The organism is Pedomonas mirosovicensis (assembly GCF_022569295.1).
Classification (GTDB): Bacteria; Pseudomonadota; Alphaproteobacteria; order Sphingomonadales; family Sphingomonadaceae; genus Pedomonas; species Pedomonas mirosovicensis.
This window is the reverse complement of record NZ_JAKFIA010000001.1, coordinates 952,791-977,801: the sequence shown is the minus strand read 5'-3', so window position 1 is coordinate 977,801 and position 25,011 is coordinate 952,791. Positions and strand designations below refer to the sequence as shown.

24 protein-coding genes are annotated in these 25,011 nt (G+C 65.4%); 8 read left to right on the top strand and 16 right to left on the bottom strand.

What is annotated here, in order from left to right; translation table 11 throughout:
- Window positions 1-10 precede the first annotated feature (10 nt).
- From L0C21_RS04625 to L0C21_RS04610, 4 genes are all read right to left on the bottom strand, one after another.
- A complete protein-coding gene (locus tag L0C21_RS04625; protein WP_259277242.1) occupies window positions 11-889 on the bottom strand; it encodes a F0F1 ATP synthase subunit gamma in 879 nt (292 codons plus the stop codon).
- A 20-nt stretch (window positions 890-909) separates the two neighbouring features.
- Window positions 910-2,439, bottom strand: a complete 1,530-nt coding sequence (atpA, locus tag L0C21_RS04620) for a F0F1 ATP synthase subunit alpha (RefSeq protein WP_259277241.1) — start codon at window positions 2,437-2,439, stop codon at window positions 910-912.
- 3 nt (window positions 2,440-2,442) lie between these two features.
- The gene (locus L0C21_RS04615) at window positions 2,443-2,982 is read right to left on the bottom strand and encodes a F0F1 ATP synthase subunit delta (RefSeq protein ID WP_259278821.1); all 540 of its coding nucleotides are present in this window, start codon (window positions 2,980-2,982) and stop codon (window positions 2,443-2,445) included.
- A 258-nt stretch (window positions 2,983-3,240) separates the two neighbouring features.
- Entirely contained in the window at window positions 3,241-5,451 is a 2,211-nt protein-coding gene (locus L0C21_RS04610) for a primosomal protein N' (RefSeq protein WP_259277240.1), read from the bottom strand.
- Window positions 5,452-5,514: 63 nt separating this feature from the next.
- On the opposite strand from L0C21_RS04610, the gene fsa reads away from it, so the two are divergent.
- Genes fsa through L0C21_RS04595 form a run of 3 tightly spaced genes read left to right on the top strand, consistent with a single transcriptional unit; the run spans window position 5,515 to window position 7,667 of the window.
- Entirely contained in the window at window positions 5,515-6,168 is a 654-nt protein-coding gene (gene fsa, locus L0C21_RS04605; protein ID WP_259277239.1) for a fructose-6-phosphate aldolase, read from the top strand.
- A gap of 12 nt (window positions 6,169-6,180) precedes the next feature.
- Entirely contained in the window at window positions 6,181-6,759 is a 579-nt protein-coding gene (locus L0C21_RS04600; RefSeq protein WP_259277238.1) for a DUF484 family protein, read from the top strand.
- Window positions 6,756-7,667, top strand: coding sequence for a tyrosine recombinase XerC (locus tag L0C21_RS04595; RefSeq protein WP_259277237.1), 912 nt, complete (start codon window positions 6,756-6,758; stop codon window positions 7,665-7,667). The genes L0C21_RS04600 and L0C21_RS04595 overlap by 4 nt, the downstream gene beginning before the upstream one ends.
- A 598-nt stretch (window positions 7,668-8,265) precedes the next feature.
- On the opposite strand, the gene gshB is transcribed toward L0C21_RS04595, so the two are convergent.
- From gshB to rsmI, 4 genes are read right to left on the bottom strand one after another with little or no spacing between them, the layout of a single operon-like run.
- The gene (gene gshB / locus L0C21_RS04590; RefSeq protein ID WP_259277236.1) at window positions 8,266-9,213 is read right to left on the bottom strand and encodes a glutathione synthase; all 948 of its coding nucleotides are present in this window, start codon (window positions 9,211-9,213) and stop codon (window positions 8,266-8,268) included.
- Window positions 9,214-9,253: 40 nt separating this feature from the next.
- Window positions 9,254-10,069 carry a SirB1 family protein gene (locus L0C21_RS04585; protein ID WP_259277235.1) on the bottom strand — a complete coding sequence of 272 codons (816 nt, stop codon included), beginning with the start codon at window positions 10,067-10,069 and terminating at the stop codon, window positions 9,254-9,256.
- Window positions 10,066-10,449: a YraN family protein gene (locus L0C21_RS04580; protein ID WP_259277234.1), complete on the bottom strand. Its 384-nt coding sequence runs from the start codon at window positions 10,447-10,449 to the stop codon at window positions 10,066-10,068. The genes L0C21_RS04585 and L0C21_RS04580 overlap by 4 nt, the downstream gene beginning before the upstream one ends.
- Window positions 10,450-10,456: 7 nt before the next feature.
- Window positions 10,457-11,296, bottom strand: coding sequence for a 16S rRNA (cytidine(1402)-2'-O)-methyltransferase (rsmI, locus tag L0C21_RS04575; protein WP_259277233.1), 840 nt, complete (start codon window positions 11,294-11,296; stop codon window positions 10,457-10,459).
- 89 nt (window positions 11,297-11,385) lie between these two features.
- On the opposite strand from rsmI, the gene L0C21_RS04570 reads away from it, so the two are divergent.
- Window positions 11,386-12,672: a penicillin-binding protein activator gene (locus tag L0C21_RS04570; protein WP_259278820.1), complete on the top strand. Its 1,287-nt coding sequence runs from the start codon at window positions 11,386-11,388 to the stop codon at window positions 12,670-12,672.
- 562 nt (window positions 12,673-13,234) lie between these two features.
- Here L0C21_RS04570 and hemW read toward each other — a convergent pair.
- The 3 genes from hemW to rph are packed head-to-tail and all read right to left on the bottom strand — an operon-like array spanning window position 13,235 to window position 15,726.
- Window positions 13,235-14,407: a radical SAM family heme chaperone HemW gene (gene hemW / locus L0C21_RS04565; RefSeq protein WP_259277232.1), complete on the bottom strand. Its 1,173-nt coding sequence runs from the start codon at window positions 14,405-14,407 to the stop codon at window positions 13,235-13,237.
- Window positions 14,397-15,008, bottom strand: a complete 612-nt coding sequence (gene rdgB / locus L0C21_RS04560; protein WP_259277231.1) for an RdgB/HAM1 family non-canonical purine NTP pyrophosphatase — start codon at window positions 15,006-15,008, stop codon at window positions 14,397-14,399. Before rdgB ends, hemW begins: the two co-directional genes overlap by 11 nt.
- 1 nt (window position 15,009) lies before the next feature.
- Complete coding sequence (rph, locus tag L0C21_RS04555) at window positions 15,010-15,726, bottom strand: ribonuclease PH (RefSeq protein ID WP_259277230.1); 717 nt, start codon at window positions 15,724-15,726, stop codon at window positions 15,010-15,012.
- Window positions 15,727-15,882: 156 nt separating this feature from the next.
- Between rph and hrcA the strand changes: the two genes are divergently transcribed.
- Both hrcA and grpE read left to right on the top strand, forming a co-directional pair.
- A complete protein-coding gene (gene hrcA / locus L0C21_RS04550; RefSeq protein WP_259278819.1) occupies window positions 15,883-16,938 on the top strand; it encodes a heat-inducible transcriptional repressor HrcA in 1,056 nt (351 codons plus the stop codon).
- Between the two features lie 124 nt (window positions 16,939-17,062).
- Entirely contained in the window at window positions 17,063-17,524 is a 462-nt protein-coding gene (grpE, locus tag L0C21_RS04545; RefSeq protein WP_374940219.1) for a nucleotide exchange factor GrpE, read from the top strand.
- A gap of 840 nt (window positions 17,525-18,364) precedes the next feature.
- Here the strand turns inward: grpE and L0C21_RS04540 are convergent.
- Window positions 18,365-18,928: a vgr related protein gene (locus L0C21_RS04540; RefSeq protein WP_259277229.1), complete on the bottom strand. Its 564-nt coding sequence runs from the start codon at window positions 18,926-18,928 to the stop codon at window positions 18,365-18,367.
- Window positions 18,876-19,127, bottom strand: a complete 252-nt coding sequence (locus L0C21_RS04535) for a hypothetical protein (RefSeq protein ID WP_259277228.1) — start codon at window positions 19,125-19,127, stop codon at window positions 18,876-18,878. Before L0C21_RS04535 ends, L0C21_RS04540 begins: the two co-directional genes overlap by 53 nt.
- A gap of 367 nt (window positions 19,128-19,494) precedes the next feature.
- On the opposite strand from L0C21_RS04535, the gene dnaK reads away from it, so the two are divergent.
- Entirely contained in the window at window positions 19,495-21,408 is a 1,914-nt protein-coding gene (gene dnaK, locus L0C21_RS04530) for a molecular chaperone DnaK (protein ID WP_259277227.1), read from the top strand.
- 124 nt (window positions 21,409-21,532) lie between these two features.
- Window positions 21,533-22,672 carry a molecular chaperone DnaJ gene (gene dnaJ, locus L0C21_RS04525; protein WP_259277226.1) on the top strand — a complete coding sequence of 380 codons (1,140 nt, stop codon included), beginning with the start codon at window positions 21,533-21,535 and terminating at the stop codon, window positions 22,670-22,672.
- A 206-nt stretch (window positions 22,673-22,878) separates the two neighbouring features.
- Here the strand turns inward: dnaJ and L0C21_RS04520 are convergent, their stop codons facing one another.
- From L0C21_RS04520 to L0C21_RS04510, 3 genes are all read right to left on the bottom strand, one after another.
- Entirely contained in the window at window positions 22,879-23,223 is a 345-nt protein-coding gene (locus tag L0C21_RS04520) for an HNH endonuclease (protein WP_259277225.1), read from the bottom strand.
- Window positions 23,224-23,466: 243 nt separating this feature from the next.
- The gene (locus tag L0C21_RS04515) at window positions 23,467-24,417 is read right to left on the bottom strand and encodes an isoaspartyl peptidase/L-asparaginase family protein (protein WP_259277224.1); all 951 of its coding nucleotides are present in this window, start codon (window positions 24,415-24,417) and stop codon (window positions 23,467-23,469) included.
- Window positions 24,418-24,473: 56 nt separating this feature from the next.
- Entirely contained in the window at window positions 24,474-24,965 is a 492-nt protein-coding gene (locus L0C21_RS04510) for a demethoxyubiquinone hydroxylase family protein (RefSeq protein ID WP_259278818.1), read from the bottom strand.
- Window positions 24,966-25,011: the final 46 nt, after the last annotated feature.

The window sequence follows — 25,011 nt, the reverse complement described above, 5'->3', positions numbered from 1 at the left end:
TGCAACCGTTTTACAGGGCCTCGGCCCCGGAGATGATTTCAGTGAGTTCCGTGGTGATCGCGGCCTGACGGCTCCGGTTGTACTGGAGGGTCAGACGATTGATCATGTCGCCGGCGTTGCGGGTGGCGTTGTCCATCGCCGTCATGCGCGAGCCCTGTTCGGACGCGGCATTTTCCAAGAGCGCCCGGAAGATCTGCACCGCGATGTTGCGCGGCAGCAGGGTCTCGAGGATCTGCTCCTCGCTCGGTTCGTACTCGACAACGCTTTCAGCCGCCGCGGCTTCGCCCGCTTCCGGCAGACGCGCCGGAATGAGCTGCTGCTCGGTGACGAACTGCACCAGGGCCGACTTGAACTTGGCGTAGAACAGCCAGGCCACGTCGAACTCACCGGCGTTGAACATGTCGATCACGCGCTCGGCGATCGGCTGGGCATCAGCGAAGCCCAGGCGGCGCACATGGCTCATGTCGATGGTGTCGATGATCATGTCGCCGTAGAAGCGGCGCAGCGCAGCGCGGCCCTTCTTGCCGACGCACAGGATCTTCACCTGCTTGCCCGCGCGCAGCAGCGCGTCGATCTTCAGGCGCGCGCCACGGACGATGTTGGTGTTGAACGCGCCGCACAGGCCGCGTTCGGACGTGGCGACGACGACGAGATGAACGTCGTCGCGGCCCGTGCCCACCAGCAGCTTGGAAGCGGATTCACCGCGATCGGCCTTGGTCGCGAGCGACGCCAGCACCGCCTCCATGCGCTCGGCATAGGGGCGTGCGGCCTCCGCCGCCTCCTGCGCGCGGCGCAGCTTGGCGGCGGCCACCATCTTCATCGCCTTGGTGATCTTCTGCGTGGATTTCACGCTGGCGATGCGATTCTTGAGGCTTTTGAGGCTCGGCATCCCGGCTACTCCAGTCCGCGTTACGCGAAGGTCTTAACGAACGCGTCCAGGATCTCCTTGAGCTTGGCGCGCGTTGCGTCGGACAGGTCCTTCTCGGTGCGGATGGTGGCCAGCACGTCGGCGTGCTTGGACTTCATCTCGGTGAGGAACTGGCGCTCGAAGCGGACCACGTCCCGAACCGCGATGGTGTCCAGATAGCCATTCACACCGGCGAAGATGGAAACCACCTGCTCCTCGAAGCCCATCGGCTGATACTGAGCCTGCTTCAGCAGCTCGGTCAGACGGGCGCCGCGGTTCAGCAGCTTCTGGGTGGCGGCGTCGAGGTCGGAGCCGAACTGGGCGAAGGCCGCCATTTCGCGGTACTGCGCCAGTTCGAGCTTGATCGAGCCCGCAACCTTCTTCATCGCCTTGGTCTGGGCGGCCGAACCCACGCGGCTGACCGACAGACCAACGTTAATGGCCGGACGGATGCCCTGGTAGAACAGTTCCGTCTCCAGGAAGATCTGACCGTCGGTGATCGAGATCACGTTGGTCGGAATGTAGGCCGACACGTCGCCCGCCTGGGTTTCGATGACCGGCAGCGCGGTCAGCGAACCGGCGCCGTTGGCGTCGTTCAGCTTCGCGGCGCGCTCCAGCAGGCGGGAGTGCAGGTAGAACACGTCGCCCGGATAAGCCTCGCGGCCCGGCGGACGGCGCAGCAGCAGCGACATCTGACGGTAGGCGACGGCCTGCTTGGAGAGGTCGTCGTACACGATCACGGCGTGCATGCCGTTGTCGCGGAAGAACTCGCCCATGGCGCAGCCGGTGTAGGGCGCCAGGAACTGCAGCGGAGCCGGCTCGGACGCGGTCGCAGCGACCACGATCGAGTATTCCATCGCACCGTTCTCTTCCAGCGTGCGGACGATCTGGGCGACCGTCGAGCGCTTCTGACCCACGGCGACGTAGATGCAGAACAGCTTCTGGTTGTCCGGCAGAGTCTTGTTGGACTCACGCTGGTTGATGAAGGTGTCGATGGCAACGGCGGTCTTGCCGGTCTGGCGGTCGCCGATGATCAGCTCGCGCTGGCCACGGCCCACCGGCACCAGGGCGTCGAGCGCCTTCAGGCCGGTCTGCATCGGCTCGTGCACCGACTTGCGCGGGATGATGCCCGGCGCCTTCACCTCGACGCGGCGGCGCTCGACGTTCTCGATCGGGCCCTTGCCGTCGATCGGGTTGCCGAGTGCGTCGACGACGCGGCCCAGGAGGCCACGGCCGACGGGCACGTCCACGATGGTGCCGGTGCGGCGCACGGTGTCGCCTTCACGGATCGACTTGTCTTCGCCGAAGATCACGACGCCGACGTTGTCGGTCTCGAGGTTGAGCGCCATGCCCTTGATGCCGCCCGGGAACTCGACCATCTCGCCCGCCTGGACGTTGTCGAGACCGTAGACGCGGGCGATACCGTCACCGACCGAGAGAACCTGGCCGACTTCCGATACCTGGGCTTCAGCGCCGAAGTTGGCGATTTGGTCCTTGATGACCTTTGAGATTTCCGCTGCACGGATCTCCATGACTTACCCTTTCATGGCGAGGGAGAGAGTGTCGAGTTTCGTCTTGAGCGAGCTGTCGATCATCTTCGAGCCCACTTGGACGATGAGGCCGCCGAGAATCGACGGATCAATACGCAGGTCCACGGCCACGTCCTGGCCGAGCCCGGTCTTGAGCTTTTGGCGAAGCTGGCCGACCTGATCGTCGGTCAGCGGGTGCGCCGCGGTGACGCGGGCCGAAACCTCGCCCCGGTGCGCCGACAGAAGCACGCCGAAATCCCGCACCACGTCACGCAGCACGGCAAGGCGGCGGTTCTGCGCCAGAACGCCGAGGAAGTTGGTGGTGAGCGCATCAAGGCCGAGGGCCTTGGCGACGGCAGTCACCGCCTTTGCGCCGGCTTCCCGCCCAACCAGCGGATTCTTGATCAAGGCCGCGAAGTCGCCGCCCTCGTCGAGCGCCGCCGCCACCGTTTTCAGGCTCGCCGCGACCGTATCAATAGCGTTCGACTCACGGGCAAGCTCAAAAAGGGCGGTGGCGTAGCGACCGGCAAGTCCCGAAACGTTCATTTGAGCGTCGGCCACGTGGTGCCCCTTGCGTTTGTAAAACCATAGACAGCGCGCCGAAAGCACTCCTCCGGCGCGAGCGCGAGCCAGCTAGCACGCAAGGCCATCTGTTGCAAGGCAACAAAGGACCCGTGTCAATTATGCGACGATCCGCGCAGGCCATACCCCCCGCCGGGCGTGACTGCCGGGCCTTGCGGGCCCGTTTGATCCGTCCCACGGCGCGAACAGCGCCAGCCCGATCTGCCAATTACAGGAAACCGCCTACAGGAAGCTTTGGGGGTCGATGTCCGGCGTTACGCGAACGGAACACGGCCAGCGCACACGGCCGAGCCACTCGTTCAGGATGGTCTGCAGCGGCATGCCCTTGCGCGCCTTGATGAGGAAGCGCATCCGATGCCGCCCGCGTAGCATGGCAAGCGGCGCGGGCGCGGGGCCCAACACTTCCAGCCCCGTCACCCTTGGCGCGGCACGGGCAAGGCTTTGCGCCGTATCGTTGACCGCGCTCAGATCAGGCCCTGACAATATAAGTGCCGCCAGCCGCCCGAACGGGGGCATGCCATGGCGCTCCCTGGCTGCCGCCTCCGCCCGGTAGAAGCCTTCGATATCCCCTGCGACCAGCGCCTTCAGCACCGGGGCCTCCGGCTGATAGGTTTGCAGCACCACCTTGCCGGGCTTGGAGCCGCGCCCGGCCCGGCCCGCGACCTGGGTGATCTGCTGGAAGGTGCGCTCCGCCGCGCGCAGGTCGCCGCCCGCGAGCCCGAGGTCCGCGTCCACCACGCCGACCAGCGTCAGGTTGGGGAAGTGGTAGCCTTTTGCCAGAATCTGCGTACCCACCAGCACGTTGACCGCGCCGGTCTCGACGCTCTCAACGAACGCCGCCGCCTTGGCGGGGGAATAGACGGTATCGGACGTGACGACCGCCACCTTCGCCTCGGGCAGGACGCGCTCCACTTCTTCTGCCACCCGCTCGACGCCCGGCCCGCAGGCCACCAGCGAATCAGCCGCGCCGCAGGAAGGGCAGTTGGCGGGAATGGGCGTGGCGAAGCCGCAATGGTGGCAATGCAGGCGGCCGGTCAGCTTGTGCTCCACCAGCCAGGCCGAGCACATGGGGCAGGTGATGCGCTCGCCGCAGGTGCGGCAGAGGGTCAAGGGCGCATAGCCGCGCCGGTTGAGGAAGAGGAGCACCTGCTCACCGCGTTCGAGCGTCTCCACCACCTGTTTGTGCAAGGGCTCGCACAGCCAGCGCCCCCGCTCCGGCGGGGTGCGGCGCAGATCAAGGCTCGCGATGGCGGGCATGGAGGCGCCGCCGAAGCGGTCCGGCAGGCGGATGTGGGCGTATTTGCCGCTCTCGGCATTGAGCCGGGTTTCCAGCGCGGGTGTCGCCGAGGCGAGGATGACCGGGCAACCTTCGAGGCTGCCCCGCATCACGGCCACGTCCCGGGCCTGATAGAGCACGCCTTCTTCCTGCTTGAAGGTGGTCTCGTGCTCCTCGTCAACGACGATCAGCTTGAGATCCGGGTACGGCAGGAACAGCGCCGAGCGCGCGCCCACCACCACCTTGGCCTCGCCGCTGGCCGCCGCGCGCCATGCCCGGCGGCGCTCTTTCTGGCTGAGGTCGGAGTGCCACGCCGTCGGCAGGCAGCCGAAGCGGGCCTTGAAGCGGTTGAGCCACGGCTCGGTGAGCGCGATTTCCGGCAGCAGCACCAGCACCTGCCCGCCTTTTCGCAGGGCTTCGGCCACGGCCTCGAAATAGACTTCCGTCTTGCCCGAGCCGGTGACCCCTTCCAGCAGCAGAGGCGCGAATCGCCCCTCCTCGACCGGGCGGCGGAGTTCATCGGCAGCGGCCGCCTGCTCGGCGCTCAGCACGGGCTGGGCGAAGTCGGGCTCCGGCTGGGGAACGGGGGCATCTGCCGCGACGGGCACGGGGCGCAAGCAACCCGCCGAGACGAGCGTGCGGATCATGGATTCGGTGACGCCGGTTTTGCTGAGGTCCCGCACCGTGCCCTGCTTGCCCGAGAGCAGCTCCAGCGCTTCCAGCCGTTTGCGGGTGAGCGGCACATCGGGCAGCGGGTCCGCCACCCGGTACTCAAGGATGGTTTTGGCCTCTTCCAGCGCATCCGATACGCTGAGGACCATCCGCAGCACCGCGCCCGCAGGGGCCATATAATAACGCGAAGTCCAGGCGACCAGCTTGCGCGTCGCCTCGGGCAGCGGCGGCACCGGCAGGCGCGCGGCCACGGGGCGCAGGCGGTTTTCCGCCACTTCCTGCACCGCGAAGGCGTCCGCATCCCACACCACACCGGGGACCTGGCGGGGCCCAAGCGGCACGCGCACCACATCCCCCGGTTGGAGGGCCTCGCCTTCCGGCATCTTGTAATCGAACACCGACAAGCCATGCTGGCAAAGCAGGACACGGACACGGTTGCCCGCTATTCTGCCAGCCTGTGGCGTGCCATCGCTTGAAGTGGACATTGGAGCAGGGTTAAGAACGCCGCAAACCCAAGTCAATGGAGCCTGCGGGCTTAGGAGCGTTTCATGAAATTCTTTGTCGACACGGCCGATGTGGGCCAGATTCGCGAACTGGCCGAAACCGGTCTGCTGGACGGCGTGACCACCAACCCGTCACTGATTGCCAAGTCGGGCCGCAATTTCCTCGAAGTCATCGCCGAGATCGCCTCGATCGTCGACGGCCCGGTGTCAGCCGAAGTGGTCGCCATGGACCACGAGACCCAGATGAAGGAAGCCGAGAAGCTCATCCCGCTGGCTTCCAACATCTGCATCAAGCTGCCGCTGACCCTCGATGGCCTCAAGACCTGCAAGAAGCTGACCGACCGCGGCGTGCAGACCAACGTCACCCTCTGCTTTACCGCCAACCAGGCGCTGCTGGCCGCCAAGGCGGGCGCGACCTTCATCTCGCCGTTCGTCGGCCGTCATGATGACGTGTCGTGGAACGGCATGGATCTGATCTCCGACATCCGGGTCATCTACGACAACTACGGCTTCGACACTGAAATCCTGGTCGCCTCGGTGCGCCATCCGATTCACGTGCTGGAAGCCGCCAAGATCGGCGCGGACGTCTGCACCCTGCCGCCCGACGTGCTGAAGAAGCTGGCCAACCACCCGCTGACCGACAACGGCCTCAAGGCCTTCCTGGCGGACTGGGAAAAGACCGGCCAGTCGATTCTCTAAACACCGTGACGCATGGCTGATTCGCCCAAGATCATCGACTTCCAGACCGAAGCTGTGGGACGGCTGCGGCGGCAGGTCGATGCGCTGGGCGAGGCCAATGCCGCGCTGCTCAACCGTGCGCGCAGCCACGGCGACGCCCAGTCCCGCATCCATGCCGCAACGCTTGCGGCGCTGGATGCGGGGAGCCTCGAACACCTGATCCATGTGATGACGCAGGACTGGGTGGACATGCTCGGGGTGGATGCCGTGGCCGTGGCGCTGGAAACCAGCCCGGAGGCGGTGCGGCTCGCCCCACCCGGCCTCCAGTTCATCGGCCCCGGCCTGCTCGGCACCTGGCTGGACACGGGCGCGAGCGTCGACGTGCGCGCAAGCGAGGCCGCCGGCCTGCCGCTGTTCGGCCCCGCCGCCAGCCTCATCCAATCGCAAGCGCTCATCCGCCTGAGCCTGCCGCCGCAATGGCCGCGCGGCGTGCTGGCGCTGGGCTCGCGCGCGCCTCGCGCCTTCGACGGGCCGGGCAACGCGGAACTGTTCGCCTTTTTGGGGGCCATCTGCACCCGCTGCCTCAACCATTGGCTGAGCATCAGGGCGTGAGCGTAGACGCCGAAACGCTGGCCCAGCGCTGGCTGGCCGCCCTCGCCCACGAGCGCCGCGCCTCCCCCCACACGCTGACCGCCTACGGCCGCGTCGCCCGCCAGTTCGTTTTCTTTCTGGGCCAACACACCGGTGAGCAGGTCACCGCCGAGACGCTGGCGCAGGCTGACCTCACTGACTTTCGCGCCTTCCTCGCCCGGCGTCGAACCGAAGGCGCTGGCCCCTCGACGGTCGCCCACGCCGCCTCTAGCCTTAAGGCGTGGTATCGCTGGCTCGCCCGCGCGGAGGGGCTGAAGAACCCGGCGATCGTCGCTCTGCAAAGCCCCAAAGCCAACAAGCCCCTGCCCCGGCCGCTCGCGCCCGTGGATGCCGCCGGCATCGCCGAAGCCGCCGAGCGGCCCGATGCCGAGCCGTGGATCGCGGCCCGCGACACCGCCGTGCTGCTGCTCCTCTACGGCTGCGGCCTTCGCATCAGCGAGGCGCTGGGCCTGAAGCGCTCATCCGCCCCGATGCAGGAAGCCATTACGGTTCTCGGCAAGCGCAACAAGGAGCGGCGCGTGCCGATCCTCCCCATTGTTGCCGAGGCTGTGGAAGACTACCTCGCTGTCTGTCCCTATCCCCTGCCCCTTGAGGGCCCGCTGTTTATCGGCGCACGCGGCGGCCCGCTAAACCCACGCATCGTGCAGCTCGCCATGCAGCGCGCCCGTGTCTCGTTGGGGCTGCCCGATTCCGCCACGCCCCATGCCCTGCGCCACAGCTTTGCCACCCACCTGCTGGCCCGCGGCGCGGACCTGCGCGCCATTCAGGAACTGCTCGGCCACGCCAGCCTCTCCTCCACGCAGGTCTATACGGAAGTGGACGCCGCCCGGATTCTGGACATCTACCGCCACGCCCACCCAAGGGCGTGACGTTAACTTTTGCTAACCGGGCTTTTGCGGGAGGACCGCTCAGCCAGTGGCTTCGCCCCTTCCTGCACCTCCCTTTTGTTGATCGGGCTGTGGTTCCGGCGCACATAGGTGTCAGTTAAATCGTTGTAATTATTATATTTTTCTAGGAGATGCCGCCTAGGCGGTTTGCTACAAATCCTCTGACGGTCAGCACCGCCGCAATACCGCTGCGATGCAATCCGACCGTCGGAGGAGGTGGTTCATATAAAGTTTGAAGCGATAGTCACACTGATCATCGGCGTACCAACGCTAATGATTGCCTTCGCGATGCTTGTTCTCAAGATCGTGGAGGTTTCTCGCTCTAAATAAGGTGCGAGAAGGATCGGGGCTGGCACCCCCGATCCATAACGAAAAAAAGCCCGGACTCTGGCACCGTCCGGGCTTTTCGTGGTGGTTCATATCGAAACAATAGCCACGGAACTGTGAATACCATAGCCGCCGATTGGGCGCAAATCCCTCCATGGTCGAATGACGCGCTCCCTCCAGCAGGCTCCTGAAACACGGCCGCTTGAAACGAATGGGCGCGCGGAGGTTATAGAGCCCCGCAAAAAACGAACCCTCACCCCACCTTGGCTTCGATGGCATCCCAGATCATGCCCGCCGTGTTGGTGCCGTTGAACGTGTCGATGGCGACGATGCCGGTGGGCGAGGTGACATTAATTTCAGTAAGGTAGCCCCCGATAACGTCGATGCCGACGAAGAGGAGGCCGCGGGCCGCCAGTTCGGGGCCGATGCGGGCACAGATTTCTTCCTCGCGCGCCGTGAGCTGGCAGGCTTCGGCCTTGCCGCCAGCGGCGAGGTTGGAGCGGATTTCGCCGCTCTTGGGCAGGCGGTTGATAGCCCCGGCGGGCTTGCCGTCAACGAGGACGATGCGTTTGTCGCCCTGGGAGACTTCCGGCATGAAGCGCTGCACCATGAAGGGCTCGCGGCCCATGGCGCTGAACACCTCGACCAGCGCCGAGAGGTTGGGGTCCTTCAGCCCCACATGGAAAACGGCGGTGCCCGCATTGCCGTAGAGCGGCTTGATGACGATTTCGCCGTATTCGCGGCGGAAGGCCTCCACGTCCGCGAGGCTGCGGGTGATGAGGGTTTCCGGCATCAGGTCGTGGAAGCGGGTGACGAACAGCTTTTCGGGCGCGTTGCGAACCTCGGCCGGGTTGTTCACCACCAACGTCTTGGGGTGCACCATCTCAAGAAGGTGCGTTGCCGTGATGTAGGCGAGGTCGAACGGCGGATCCTGCCGCATCAGCACGCATGCCACGTCCGACGAGAGGTCGAGTACCGCTTCCTCGCCCAGCGCATAGTGGTTGCCCGCAACGCGCTGCACCTGCTCCACCCGGCGGGCGCGGGCGGTAACGCGGCCGTCGCGGTAGCTCAACTGGTCCGGCAGGTAGTGCCACATCCGGTGGCCGCGGCCTTGCGCCTCCAGCATGAGGGCAAAGGTGGAATCGCCGTTGATGTTGATGCCTTCGAGCGGGTCCATCTGGACCGCGACCTGCAACGCCATGTGAGGTTCCTACATCTGGTCAGGGGAAAATCCGTAACGGTTAGTTAATGGAGCGCGCGAGCCTTTCAAGCGCCTCACGGATACGGCGGGACACCGTCACATCCCGCGTCGTCTCCAGCATCGCCGAGAGGGACGCCCGCGCCGCCGAAATGCGGCCCAGTTCCTGCTCCAGCCGCGCCCGCTCCCACCACAGGTCGCTGAAGGTGGGGGCGATGGCGGTCATGCGCTCGTGAATGGCAAGGGCCCGCTGGCTGTCGCCGCCTTCCTCCGCCCGGAAGGCGATGTTGTTAAGGAGACGCACCAGGATCGCCCGGTTGGAGAGCGGCTCCATATGACGGGGGTCGAGAGAAACGCCGGGTCCGGCCACGGTGTTCAGCAGCACGGCCACGTCTTCATCCGTCAGCACCGCCCCGCCCGAGAACGGGTCTTGAATAACCGCGTGCGAGCCGTTGCCGATGCGGATGAGGAAGTGGGACGGCGTGTTGATGCCATAGGCATGCCAGCCGACCGACCGAGCCGCGCTGATATAGAGGATGGACAGTGCCACCGGCAGGCCGCGACGGCGATCAATGACGTCGATGAGGTTGGCGTTGGCCGGGTCGTCATAGGACTCCCGGTCGCCGGCGAAGCCGAACGCCCCAGCGATGACCGATTGCAGAACCGCCGCCTGCTCGTCCGGCACGTCCGCGTGAAGGCCCAGTTCGAAAACCTCGCCCGCCACCTCGTCGAGAAAGGCGCGGTATTGCGAGACATGCGCGCGTGGATGGTCAAGGCCGGCGAGCAGCAGCGCCGCTTCCGCCAGATCGATCTCGGGGTCGTCGAGCGCCCCAAACCGGATGAGTTCACTCAGGCTCATAGCCCATCCTCGCCTGCGACCGCACAAAGGTGCCTCGGCAATTGCCACGGCGCAACCAGAACCGCATCGATACGCACTGTTTCCCAATCGTGTCCGTAGCGGGCCGCCAGCAAGGATGCGCTGCGCCGCACCCGCGCCATCTGCCCCTGTGCCGCGGCCTCGGCCGCCTCCGCGAGGGTGGCGCGGTACTTCACCTCGACAAAGACGAGGCAACGCCCCCGCCGTGCCACCAGATCCACCTCTCCGACCCTGGTGCGAACCCGTCGCTCCAGAATCCGGTAGCCCTTGAGGCGCAGCCACCAGGCGGCCACGCTTTCAGCGAAACGCCCACGGGCCTCGCTGCGCCGCCGCTGCCCCTGCCCGCGCGCCGTGCGCGCCATGGCGGCTTCAGGCCCGCCCGGTCAGGCTGAGCGCCAGCCTGTACAGCTCCTGCCGGTTGCCGCCGGTCTCCGCCGCCACCAGCTTCGCCGCTTCCTTGACCGTCATGGTCTCAAGCGCCGCCTTCAGCCGGTCCTCAATGGCCTCGGGCGAAAAGGTTTCCTCCACTGGCGGGCCCACCACCAGCACGATCTCGCCCTTGGGCGGGGTCGAATCCGCCAGCGCTTCGGCCAGGTCAGCCGCCGGTCCGCGCCGCACTTCCTCGTGCAGCTTGGTCAACTCGCGGGCGATGGCGACTTCCCGGTTGCCGAGAACGGCATGTATGTCCGCAAGGCAATCGGCCAGGCGCGGCCCCGTTTCATAGAAAATCAAAGTCGCCCGAATGGACTTCAGTTCCTCCAGAACCCTGGTTCGTCCGGCAGTTTTTGGCGGCAGGAACCCGGCGAACAGGAACCGGTCCGTCGGCAGGCCGGCGACGGTCATGGCGGCCACCGCCGCGCACGGCCCCGGCAGGGTGGTCACGCGCATCCCCGCCTCGTGCGCTGCACGCACCAGCTTGTAGCCGGGGTCGGAGATGAGAGGCGTGCCAGCGTCCGTCACCAGCGCCACGGGCATCCGCCCCGCCTTCTCCAGTAGGTCCGGGCGAACCCGGTCGGCGTTATGGTCGTGATAGCTCATCATCGGCACCCGGATACCCAGGTGCTGGAGAAGCTTTGCGGTTACGCGTGTGTCTTCAGCGGCGACAAGTTCCGCATTCCGCAAGACTTCGGCGGCGCGGATGGTAATGTCCCCAAGGTTGCCGATTGGGGTCGCAACGATATATAGGCCGGGCGGCAGGGAGTCGTTCATAGCGGGCGATGGTGCCCCGTCCGGCCGGTCAGGGGCAATCGAAAACCGCAGCAGCTGGCATGTTGCGGTTGGTTTAGGAGAGCATTGTGATGGCTTTAGGTCTGCGGAAGGGATCAATTGTCGCGGCGCTTGGCCTGTTCGCCATGGCCGGCTGCGCGTCGCAGAGCAACACCGCCGTCCGCGCTCCGACCGCGCCTGCGCCCGCAGCGCCTGCTGCACCCGAGAAAACGGCCCCGCCGCCGCCGGAGGCGCTGAAACCCTCGCCCCGGCAGCACCATGTGGCCCTCTTGGTGCCGATGAGCGGCCCCAATGCGCCCATCGGTCAGTCCATCGCCAATGCGGCCAGCATGGCGCTGCTGGACATCAACAACCCCCAGATCAGCCTCAAGGTCTACAACACCGCGCAAGGGGCGGACACCGTGGCCGCCCAGGCGCTGGCGGAAGGCGCCAGCATCATCCTCGGCCCGCTGCTGGCCGAGAATGTGAAGGCGGCGCAACCGGTGGCGCAGGGCAAGAAGGTGCCGGTCATCACCTTTTCCAACGATGCGACGCTCGCCGGCAACGGCACCTATGTGATGGGCTACCAGCCTGACCAGGAAGTGGAACGGGTGGTCGCCCACGCCCGCCAGCAAGGCATCAAGCGGTTCGCCGCCCTCATTCCCAGCGGCAGCTACGGCAAGCGGGTGAGCGAGGCGTTCGTTGAGGCCGTGCGCGATGCGGGCGGCAGCATCGTCGCTATCGAAACCTACCCGCGCGACCGCGCCCGACTGCTGACGGCCGCTCGCCGCGTCGCCAATTATGACGCGCGCCTCGCCCAGGCCCGCGCCCAGGCGGCCAAGACCACGGGCGTTGTCGGCGCGGCCGGCGCGCAACTGCCGCCGCCCAGCTTCGAGGCGCTGCTGATCGCCGACGTGGCCGATTATGCCCGCGCCTTCGTGCCTGCCCTCAAGCAATATGGGGTCGACACCACCAAGGTTCGCATCATCGGCCCCGGCCTGTGGAACACGGAGACCAACATTGCCCGCGGCGACGCTCTGACCGGGGCGTGGTTCGCCTCGGTGCCGGATTACACCTTCGATTCCCTGGCCCAGCGCTACGTAAGCCGCTTCGGCAGCCGCCCGTCGCGCTTCGCCAGCATGGGCTATGACGGCATCCTGCTGGTTCACGCCGCCACCGCCTCCGGTTGGAAGCTGGGCGCGCCCTTCCCGCGCGCCATTCTTACCGCCACCGGCGGCTATACCGGCATCGACGGCCTGTTCCGCTTCAACGCCGAGGGCATCGCCGAGCGTGGCCTGCAGGTGAACGAGGTGACCACCGACGGCAAGCGCATCGCCGCGCCCGCGCCGACCGCCTTCCCGACCGAGCTGACGCACTGATCCTGACGGGTGCGCTGGCTCGCCGGAACAGCGGGCCAGAAATGATACGCTTCGGACATTAAAAGACCCCGCGAGATAGGAGCCCGCGGGGTCTTGAAGGGCAGGCATTGCTGCACGCGCTCGACAAGACGGAGCATAGCCTAAGCCCGCCTGGAAGCAATACCCTCATGGTCGAATATCCAGGCAAATCTGAAATAATATTGTTTTATTACAACAACATACGACCATAGCACTGTTGCAGAGCTTCGCTTCGCCTGCTTCCATCGTCTCGCCCGACTGGCTGATTGATAGGAACGGCAGCGCGTCTGCCGTCAATCGCCAGTATCCGTGGCGCCAAGATCCGTGGCCTGCCACGGAAATCGGCGGGCTAGAAGGGAGGGCATTGTCATGCACGCAGTTGACGTGCTGGCGGTGATGATCTCACTGCTGGCGTTGTTGATAGCGGCGGTCCGGTTAGGGCTGTCGCTTGAGAGACGCCGCAGGGATTAGTCTGCCGGCGAGGGGTGCCGGGCGGTGTTTCAGACGCGCTGGGGGTCGCCCGGCGTCCTTGATGACCCGCCCTTTACACGCGTGCCAGCTCGCCGAGCAGGCTGTTGAGAACCATGAGCCCTTGGTGGGTGGCGCGCAGGCGCTCGGGCGTGATCTCGATGAAGCCGAGCGCGGCCAGCTTGTGCGCCGCTTCAAGATCAATGGCCTCATCAAGCGCCACGCCGGTGCGGGCCTGAAACCGCCTGCGATCGATGCCCTCGGCCAGCCGCAGGCCCATGACGAGGGCTTCGTCCGCCCGCATCTCGGGCGGCAGGGGAACCTCCTCCTCCAGGCCGTGGCCAGTGTCTTCCACCGCTTCCAGCCAGGCCTCCGGCTTACGGCGGCGCTGGGTGGCGATGGCATTGCGGCGGCCGTGCGCGCCGGGGCCAATGCCGACATAATCGCCGTAGCGCCAGTAGACGAGGTTGTGGCGGCTCTCGCTCCCCAAACGGGCGTGGTTGGAGATTTCGTAAAGCGGTAGCCCTGCGCTTACGGTCATCTCCTGCGTCAGCTGGTAGAGGTCCGCCCCGGTGTCCTCATCCGGCAGCACCAGATCGCCGCGCCGGTAAAGCTCGGCGAAGCGGGTCTGTGGCTCGATGGTCAGCTGGTAAAGCGACAGGTGATCGGTGCCGAAGGCAAGCGCCCGGCCAAGTTCCGCCTGCCAGCTTTCAACCGTGTGGCCGGGCCGGGCGTAGATGAGATCGAAGCTGACGCGGGCGAAGGTGCTCACCGCAATGTCCAGCGCCGCCAGCGCCTCGGACAGGTTGTGACGGCGGCCGAGCAGCCGGAGCGCCGCATCGTCCAGCGCCTGCACGCCGAGCGAGACGCGGTTGACGCCCGCCTGCGCGAAGCCCTTGAACTTGGCGGCCTCAACGCTGCCAGGGTTGGCCTCCAGCGTGATCTCAACGCCTTCCGTCATCGGCCAGAGACGGGCAACCTCGTCAATGATGGCCGCAACCGTTTGCGGCTCCATCAGCGAGGGGGTGCCGCCACCGAAGAAGATGCTGACGACCGGCCTGCCCGGCGTCAGCGCCGCCTCATAGGCCAGCTCGCGGAGCAACGCCGCCCGCCAGCGGGCGTGATCCACGCTCTCACGCACATGGCTGTTGAAGTCGCAATACGGGCACTTGGACTCGCAGAACGGCCAGTGCACGTAGATTGCAAGGCCGTCATGGGAAGAGGCCGCAAGGGCTGGATTATTTGTCAATGACTGCCGCTACCAGTTGCTCGAAGGCCCGTGCGCGGTGCGACATGGCGTGCTTGGCGGCGGGCTCCATCTCGCCAAAGGTGATGTCGAAGCCTTCAGGTTTAAAGATGGGGTCGTAGCCGAAGCCGTGCTCGCCCCGCATCGGCCACACCAGCGTGCCGGAAACCCGGCCTTCGAAAGATTCCGTATGGCCATCCGGCCAGGCGAGGCACAGGGCACAGACGAAGTGCGCCGTGCGGTCTTCAGGAGCCACGCCCTTTTCATCCAGCAACTGCGTCACCTTCTCCATGGCAACGGCGAAGTCCTTGGAAGGGCCAGCCCAGCGGGCAGAGTAGATGCCGGGGTCGCCGCCCAGCGCATCGACGCAGAGGCCACTGTCGTCCGCCAGCGCCGGAAGGCCAGCCCCTTGCGCCGAGGCCAGCGCCTTGATCTCGGCGTTGGCGATGAAGGTGGTGCCGGTTTCTTCCGGCTCCGGCAGGTTCAGCTCGCCCGCCGAGATCGGCTCGATGCCGAAGGGGGCGAGCAGCGCGCGGATTTCCCGCACCTTACCCGCATTGTGGCTGGCGATGACCAGCTTTCCCGGCGTCAGCTTGCGGCTCATGTCAGATCCCCAGAACGCGGCGTTGCAGGGCGAAGATCTCCTGCGTGCCGATGCGCGCCAGGCGCAGCATTCGCAGCAGGGTTTCTTCCGTGAACGGCGCACCCTCGGCCGTGCCCTGCACCTCGACGATGCCGCCGTTGTCCGTGAGCACGAAGTTGGCATCCGTGTGGGCGGTGGAATCCTCGGCGTAATCCAGGTCCAGCACCGGTACGCCCTGATAGACGCCGCAGGAGACGGCCGCCACCTGACCGGCAAGCGGCCATTCAACAAGAAGCCCCGCGTTCTTCACCTTGGTGAGCGCCTGATGGAGCGCCACCCACGCGCCTGAAATAGCTGCCGTGCGGGTGCCGCCATCGGCCTGGATCACGTCGCAGTCCACAACGATCTGGCGCTCGCCCAGCTTGCCGAGGTCAACCACGGCCCGCAAGCTACGGCCGATAAGGCGCTGGATTTCCTGCGTGCGGCCGGTCTGCTTGCCCTTTGCCGCCTCGCGCGGGGTGCGGCTGTGGGTGGCGCGGGGCAGCATGCCGTATTCCGCCGTCACCCAGCCCTGCCCCTTGCCGCGCAGCCAGCCCGGCACGCTGGTCTCGACCGAAGCCGTGCACAGCACGTGGGTATCGCCGAACTTCACGAGGCACGACCCATCGGCGTGCTTGGCGAACCCCACCGTCATTTCGAGGGAACGCATCTGATCGGGGGCACGGCCGGATGGGCGCATGACAATTTCCTTGTATTGATTGGTCGCGAACCGAACTATCTGTCCACGGCGCACGAGGCACCGCAAGGCCCCGTGCTTCTACCGACCCTACCGCCTGCCATCAAGCCGCAGCGGTTGAACAGCACAGGCGACACGCTTACATTCAGCGCCAAGGCCATGAGGACACTGTCGATTACCGATATCAACGAGCGGGCGCGCGATATCTTCCGCCAGATCGTGGAAGCCTATCTGGCGACCGGCGAGCCCGTGGGCTCGCGCACCTTGTCGCGCCTGCCGGGGATCAACCTGTCTCCCGCCTCCATCCGCAACGTCATGCAGGACCTTGAGGAAATCGGCCTGCTTTCCGCCCCGCACACCTCCGCGGGCCGCATGCCGACGGAACTGGGGCTGCGCCTGTTCGTCGATGGCATGATGCAGGTTGGCGAGATCACCTCCGAGGAGCGGGCGCAGATCGAGACGCAGGTGAAAGCCGATGGCGGCAGCCTTGAAGATGCGCTGGGCCGGGCCACAGCCGCGCTGTCGGGCCTGTCTTCCTGCGCCGGGCTGGTGCTGGTGCCCAAGGCGGACATTCCCATCCGGCAGGTGGATCTCATTCCGCTGTCCACCCACCGGGCGCTGGCCATTCTGGTGGGCGAGGACGGATCGGTGGAGAACCGCACCTTCGATCTGCCGCCGGGGATGCCTTCCGCCGCGCTCATCCAGGCGGCCAACTACATCAACGCCCGCCTCGTGGGTCGCACGCTCGACCAGGCCCGTGGGCTCATCGAGCAGGAGCTGTCCAAGAACAAGGCGGAGCTGGACACGCTGGCCGCGCAGGTGGTGGAGAAGGGCCTCGCCGTTTGGTCGGCCGACGACGACGAGCGCGACGTGCTCATCGTGCGCGGCCAGTCCAAGCTGATCGAGGATGCCGCCGCCAGGGGCGATCTGGAGCGGGTTCGCCAGCTGCTGGAGGACATCGAGAGCAAGCGGGAACTCGCCCGTCTTTTGGAACTGGCTGTCAACGCCAGCGCCATGAAGATCTTCATTGGCTCGGAGAACAGACTCTTTTCACTCTCCGGCTCATCGGTTATCGCAGCCCCCTACCGCAGCGCCGATGAACGGATTGTTGGTGTCATCGGGGTCATTGGCCCCACACGGCTCAACTACGCGCGGGTCATTCCCATGGTGGATTACACGGCCCGCGTCCTGACCAGACTGGTATCGCAAACATGACCGAGGAAACTGTGCAGACCGAAACGCAGGACGAAAACGCCGCCGCGGCTGAGGCTGCTGCCCCCCGGCCCAGGACGAGGCGCTGGCGAGCGCCCAGGCGGAAGCCGCATCGCTGAAGGATCAGTTGCTGCGGCAGATGGCCGAAACGGAGAATGTCCGCCGCCGCCTTGAGCGGGAGAAGCAGGAGGCCGGCGCCTACGCCGTCACCAGCTTCGCGCGGGACATTCTCGCCGTTGCCGACAACCTGCGCCGCGCGCTCGACGCCGTGCCGGAGGCCGCCCGCGCCGACCAGGCCGTGGCCAACGTCATCACCGGCATCGAGATGACCGAGCGCGAGGTGTTCAACGTCTTCAACAAATACGGCATCGCCCAGGTGGAAGCGCTCGGCCAGAAACTGGACCCGAACAAGCACCAGGCCATGCTGGAAATCCCCACCAACGACGCCGAGCCCGGCACGGTGGTGCAGGTGCTGCAAACCGGCTTCGTCATCAAGGACCGGCTGCTGCGCCCGGCGCTCGTCGCCGTCGCCAAGCCGACAGAGGGCGGGTCCGCAGCCCCCGGCGCGCAGGTGGACACCAACGCGTAAAGCGGGCTTTTTGCTGAGTTCAAAAACGGCGGCGGGTGCAAACCTGCCGCCGTTGTTGTTTTTCTCGCCCTATCGATTGAAGAAAAATTCAGTATTACTATTATTACGTGTGACAAACAAAATCACCGGCGCTGTGAGTATCCACATATGGAAAGCCGCCTTACCCCGCATCGCCGAATTATGCGCGAGGTCGAGCACTATCTCGCCACCGATTTCGGCCGAAATTTTTTTGGAGACCCACAAACCATTGAAGGGTTAATTTCGGAGCAAAAGAGACTCGACAGGAAAACGCTAATATCAATGATCGCTGCATTTACTGGCGCTCTTTTAGCGATGATTCCGAGCGCAGGCACACAGGTTCAATTAACTTTTGGGTTTATCTCCGCCCCAATATCGATAATACCACAGCAGATATTTTCATTTACAACATGCTTAATATACGCACAATTTTTAAACAACTTTAAATCAATCGTTATGTTAGTTGGCATAATTAGAAGAACATATGCAAATTATGGCATAAAAAACTGCCATATCTTTATCGCAAGATATGATGCCAGCTCCCTCTGGATCTCAGCACTTACCCCCGATCTACACAAACCTCGATACGCGATATTTGAGTTATTTTTCTCAATTGTACACCTAATAATCCTGGTAAGCCCTGCCGTTGCAACCACCATCAGCACAATATACGCGTGCTATCTTACAACCCAAATCATCTCCACAGGAGGGGGAGTCCTCTATATTATTGTCAGCTACACACCCCTCGCCATCAGCATCTGTGCATTGCTTTTGTTTATATATCATTTTCTCATTCCGACACCCAGCTCAACGCAAAGTTAGCTATACGCTCGGGCGAGAAGGCAGCCCTTCTTTGAGGGGCCCGAAGCGGATGAGCGCGCGGTACACCGCCAGCGGCGGTGCGCCGTCCACCGTGCCGCCGCGGGAGAGGACGAAGCCGTGGCGCACGATCTCGGCCTGCTGTTCGATGCCGTATTTCGCAAAGGGCTTGCCGGGGGTCAGCGGCAGGTAGCGGTAGCGGGCGAAGGGGCCGCGCGAGAGGATGAGGTTGCGGCCCGACTGGTACTGCCACACGTGGGTGAGTTCGTGGATGAACAGGGCCTGCAGGCTGAGCGGGGCGATGCCGAAGTCGTGCCGGTAGAAGGGGCAGCGGGGGTGGAAGTAGATGTGGCCGTTGGGGGCCATGACGGTGCGGCGCGGCTGGAAGAGCCACCATTTGCGCCCGCGCACGGTGACGCGCCGCGTATCCAGCGCCTGGCCGAAGACGGCAGCCGCCAGCGCCTTCTCCCCAAGCGTTAGCTGTCGTTCGCGGGGCGGCCTTGGCAGCGGCGGCTCAACGCGCCCACGCCTCAGAAGGGTGGCGAAGGCCTGCCCTATCCTCTGCATTGCCGCCGGAAGTCTCTGATGATGCATCAGTTGTCACCTCGTCCGCCCGCTTCAGGGCCAGCCTGGGCGAGAATGCTCCATCCACGCCGGGGGCCACTTCTGCATCCGAGCTGCCCGACGTCATCCCGCCGAGGATCGCCACGACGAGGAAAACCGCAGCAAGCAGGATCGCGCCAAGGCCCAGGGTGCGAACGGACATGATGTGTTCCCTCCGAAGAGGCCGGTCCCGACGGGAGAGCCGGCCACCCCTTGCAGTTTAGGTTGGAACAATGCGCCAGCAATGCCCGCGCCGGCGCCAGATGGTCACTTGCGGCAGTCTGCCCCACCGGCCAACCCCCTGTTCGGGCAGGGGACGGGAAACGCCGCACCGTCCGTCCCTAATCCGGCTTCACCCCCGCATTCACGCACGGGACGGGTTGTAGCCGCTAAGCTGCCTCCCTATATCGCGATGCAAAGCGATGGATCGTGGTTCGGGAGTGGGCCCGTTCCAAAGGCAACAGAACATTAACCGTCGGCGTCGATCGTGCTTCCCGGAGGCGAGCGACGCGGCAGAGAGAGGTAGGAACATGGGTAAGGTCATTGGCATCGACCTCGGCACGACCAACTCCTGCGTGGCCATTATGGACGGCACGCAGCCGAAGGTTATCGAGAACAATGAAGGCGCGCGTACCACGCCGTCGATGGTTGCGTTCACGGCGGACGGCGAGCGTCTTGTCGGCCAGCCGGCCAAGCGCCAGGCGGTGACGAACCCGGAAGCCACGCTATTCGCCATCAAGCGCCTGATCGGCCGCACCTTTAACGACCCGATGACCCAGAAGGACATCGGCCTCGTGCCCTATCACATCGTCAAGGCCGACAACGGCGACGCCTGGGTGGAAGCGCGAAACGAGAAGTACAGCCCATCGCAGGTTTCCGCCTTCATTCTGCAGAAGATGAAGGAAACCGCCGAGCAGTATCTGGGCGAGACCGTGACCCAGGCGGTGATTACCGTTCCGGCCTACTTCAACGACGCCCAGCGCCAGGCGACCAAGGACGCCGGCCGCATCGCGGGCCTTGAAGTGCTGCGGATCATCAACGAGCCGACCGCGGCTGCGCTGGCCTACGGCCTCGACAAGCAGGACGGCAAGACCATCGCCGTCTACGACCTTGGCGGCGGCACCTTCGATATCTCGATCCTCGAGATCGGCGACGGCGTGTTCGAGGTGAAGTCCACCAACGGCGACACCTTCCTCGGCGGCGAGGACTTCGACAAGCGCATCATCGACTGGCTGGCCGACGAGTTCAAGAAGGAGCAGGGCATCGACCTGCGGAACGACAAGCTGGCCCTGCAGCGCCTGAAGGAAGCTGCGGAAAAGGCCAAGATCGAGCTGTCGTCCGCGCAGAGCACCGAAATCAACCTGCCGTTCATCACCGCCGACCAGTCGGGCCCGAAGCACCTGGTGAAGCAGCTCTCCCGCGCCAAGCTGGAAACGCTGGTCGCTGACCTGATCGAGCGCACGCTGGAGCCCTGCCGCAAGGCGCTGAAGGACGCCGGTATCTCCGCCTCCCAGGTGGATGAAGTGGTGCTGGTGGGCGGCATGACCCGCATGCCCAAGGTGATCGAGACGGTGAAGAGCTTCTTCGGCCGCGATCCGCACAAGGGCGTGAACCCGGACGAAGTGGTGGCGCTGGGCGCGGCCGTGCAGGCCGGCGTGCTCCAGGGCGACGTGAAGAACGTGCTGCTGCTCGACGTGACCCCGCTGTCGCTGGGCATCGAGACGCTGGGCGGCGTGTTCACCCGCCTCATCGAGCGCAACACCACCATCCCGACCAAGAAGTCCCAGGTGTTCTCCACCGCCGAGGACAACCAGACGGCCGTGACCATTCGCGTCTTCCAGGGTGAGCGCGAGATGGCGGCGGACAACAAGCTGCTCGGCCAGTTCGACCTCGTCGGCATTCCGCCCGCGCCGCGCGGCGTGCCGCAGGTGGAAGTGACGTTCGACATCGATGCCAATGGCATCGTCAGCGTCTCTGCCAAGGACAAGGGCACCGGCAAGGAGCAGCAGATCCGCATCCAGGCCTCCGGCGGCCTGTCGGACGACGATATCCAGCGGATGGTGAAGGAAGCCGAGCAGTTCGCCGCGGACGACAAGAAGCGCCGCGAATTGGCCGAGGCGAAGAACCAGGCCGAAAGCCTCATTCACACCACCGAGCGCTCGGTTGCGGACGCCGGCGACAAGGTGCCGGGCGATCTCAAGAGCGGCATTGAGGCGGCCATCAGCGACCTGCGCGGCGCGCTGGGCGGCGAGGATGTCTCCGACATCCAGGCCAAGACCCAGGCGCTCGGCCAGCTGTCGATGAAGCTGGGCGAGGCCATCTACAAGCAGGAGCCGGGCGCAGGCGCGGCCGGTGGCGCTGCCGAAGGCGAGGCCGGCGCTGCGGGCTCGCAGGACGAAGGCGTGGTCGACGCCGAGTTCTCGGAAGTGGACGACAAGAAGTAAGGCCGCATGGGCGGCCCAAAAGAAAATGGCCATAAGGCAGGACAGGCTTCGGGCGCGGGCAGGATTGCACCCCGCCCGGAGCCTGTCTGCCGAACGGACGGCCTAGGCAAGCGGACAGGAGCACATGGCTGACACTGACTATTATGAGGTGCTTGGCGTCGATCGACAGGCAGACGACAAGGCGCTCAAGTCCGCTTATCGCAAGTTGGCCATGCAGTTTCACCCGGACCGCAATCCGGGCGACAAGACCGCCGAGGCCAAGTTCAAGGAAATCAACGAAGCCTACGATGTCCTGAAGGACCCGCAGAAGCGGGCCGCCTACGACCGCTACGGCAAGGCCGCCTTCAACGGCCACGGCGGCGGCTATGGCGGCGGCGCTCACGACTTCGGCGGCGGCAGCTTCGCTGATATCTTCGAGAACATCTTTGATGAGTTCATGGGCGGCGGACGGCGCGGGCAAGGCCGCTCCAGCGCCGTGCGCGGCTCTGACCTGCGCTACAACCTGGAAATCACGCTGGAAGACGCCTATCGCGGCCGGACGGAGAACATCACGGTTCCGACCACGGTCACCTGCGAGGTGTGCAGCGGCTCGGGCGCCGAACCGGGCACCGAGCCGGAGGTGTGCCCCACCTGCCAGGGCATGGGCAAGGTGCGGGCAACGCAGGGCTTCTTCATGGTGGAGCGCACCTGCCCCACCTGCCGGGGCACCGGGCGCATCATCGCGAGGCCCTGCCGGGCATGCAGCGGCCTTGGCCGGGTGGAGAAGGAAAAGAGCCTTCAGGTCAAGATTCCGGCGGGCGTCGATGAAGGCACCCGCATCCGTCTTGCGGGCGAAGGCGAGGCCGGCCTGCGCGGCGGCCCGCCGGGCGATCTCTACATCTTCGTGAGCCTGAAGCCCCACCGCATCTTCGAGCGCGACGGCACCACGCTGTTCTGCGACGTGCCGGTCAGCATCACCACGGTGGCGCTGGGCGGCGAGATCGAGGTGCCGACGCTGGACGGCAGCCGCGCCAAGGTGAAGATTCCCGCCGGCACCCAGACCGGCAAGCAGTTCCGCCTGCGCGGCAAGGGCATGCCTTCGCTGAACGGCACGGGGCTGGGCGATCTGGTGCTGCAGGTGACGGTGGAAACTCCCGTCAACCTCACCAAGCGCCAGCGCGAACTGCTGGAGGAGTTCTGCACCATCGAGACCGGGGAACAGTGCCCGCAATCAACCGGCTTCTTCTCCCGTCTCAAGGAACTGTGGGACGACCTGACGGACTAGGGCTGATTGCCGCAACCGCATTTGAGAGCGCCGGTCTGCCAGCAGGTGGGCCGGCGCTCTTTTCTTGCCGTCAGGTTCCATTCCTTAGATTTTTTGCAGAAGGCCCGCCCCCCTGCACCCCGTTTGCTTTCTCGGGCCGCGCCTGTGGGATGCCGCTGCGCCTGAATTGCACAGGCGCGCATGGATAACGCGGCTGTTTTTACCATCTACCGCCGCTTGCGCCCGCCCCTCGGTTCGGTGCGCTTGTGAAAATCGGGCGGCTTGTCGGCCACCCAGACGAGGAACTTGGCGATGGCGGGATGCCGGCGCACTTCTTCCATGGTGGGGTAAAGTCGCTCCAGCTCCACCTCGGAGAGCGTCGCATGGATGGCGCGGTGGCAAATAGGGTGAACCGGCACCACGTCGCGCCCGCCCCGGCTCTTGGGGATGACATGGTGCCATTCCACCTTATGCCCCAGCGGCCGCCCGCACAGGGCGCAAAGCTGCGCCTGCCCTGCCTCCTGCGTCTCCTGCGCCTGCCCGCTTTCCCGGAACCGCCTGCGCGCTGCCATTCCTGATACTCACGCCTTTCGCGCAGCTTGTATCACATGGAGAGATGCACCCGGCCTAGCGGGCGCGCAACCTCGGCAGGCGTACTGGCCGATAAGGGACACGGCCCGATCTTCCCGGAAAAACCAAATGGGACGCGCCCTTATCCAGGAGTTGCGTCCCACAAACGAACGGGAGGCGCAGGAGAGGCTGATGGTAGTTTGTGCGCCTACGCGCACGGGCCTCTCCTGCAACGTCCCGGATGCTTACTTGTCGCCCGCCAGAATGCCCGTGAACGGCTCCTCGCCTTCTTTCAGCGAGCCGCGGAACATGCCCGGCGTGTTCATCACCAGCGCGATGTTGCCGTGCGCGTCGACGGCGATCACGCCGCCCTCGCCGCCCATCTTCACCAGCTTGTCCTTCACGACGAACTCGGCGGCCTCCTGCAGCGGCATGCCCTTGAATTCCACCAGCGCGCAGATGGTGCGAGCGACGGTCGCGCGGATGAAATACTCGCCGTGGCCGGTGGCGGAGACGGCGCAGGAGTTGTTGTCCGCATAGGTGCCCGCACCGATGATCGGCGAGTCGCCCACGCGGCCCCACTGCTTGTTGGTAAGCCCGCCCGTGGACGTGCCAGCGGCCAGATTGCCGTAGCGGTCCAGCACCACGACGCCGATGGTGCCGAACTTGGAGAGGTTGACCTTCTCCTTGGAGGCCTGGGCGTTCTCCAGCTGCTTCTTGCGCTCGGGCGTGATGAAGTAGCTGTTGGGCACTTGCTCCAGCCCCTGGGCCTTGGCGAAGGCATCGGCCCCCGCGCCCTGGAGCATGACATGCTCGGACTTCTCCATCACCGTGCGCGCGGCCGTGATCGGGCTCTTGGTGGTCTTGAGGCCAGCGACGGCCCCCGCCGCCAGCGTCTTGCCGTCCATGATGGACGAGTCCAGCTCCACCTCGCCTGCCGAGTTCAGCACCGCGCCCTTGCCGGCGTTGAACAGCGGGTTGTTCTCCAGCTTGATCGCGGCGGCCTGCACCGCGTCGACAGCCGTGCCGTTGGCTTCCAGCACCTGCTTGGCAGTCAGCAGCGCCTCGCGCAGACCGGCGTGGTAAGCCGCCTTCTGCTCGTCGGTGAACTGGTTGTAGTCATACCGGCCCGCACCGCCATGAACGGCGATGGCGTAGCGCCCCTGAGGCGCGGCGTTGGCAATATTCGCAGTCATGAACGCTCCGATAAACAGAAAAAGAAGACGACGCATGGGCTTGCCCCCCCTTGTGGTCAGATCCTCTCGGCCACCCGGATCGCAATGCGGCAGCCGGTCTTGATGGCGGCGGACAGCAGCGAGTAGCCGGGCGTATTCTCTGCCCCATGCGCGATGGCGGAGTCGTGATGCTCGATCTCCTCATCGCGGAACTGCTTTACCACCGCCGACAGTTCGGGGTCCTTGTCGCCCAGCTCCTCAAGCTGCTGGGCATAGTGCTTCTCGATCACGTCCTCGATGGCGGCGGTGCAGGCCATGGCGGCGCGCGGCCCCATGAGCGCAGTCGCCGCCCCAAGCGCAAAACCCGCCACGTTCCATAGTGGTTGCAAGGCGGTGGGGCGCACGCGGCGTTCCACCATCATCTGGTTGAAACGGTCGAGGTGGTGCTGCTCCTGGTCCGCCATACGGCGGATCTCGCCTGAATAGGCATGGCGGCTGCCCATGACGGCAAGCTGGCCGGCATAGATGCGCGCCGCGCCGTATTCCCCGGCCTGGTCGACCCGCACCATCGCCGCGGCCCGCTCTTTGAGCGAAGGCGCGCCGGGGTGATAGCGG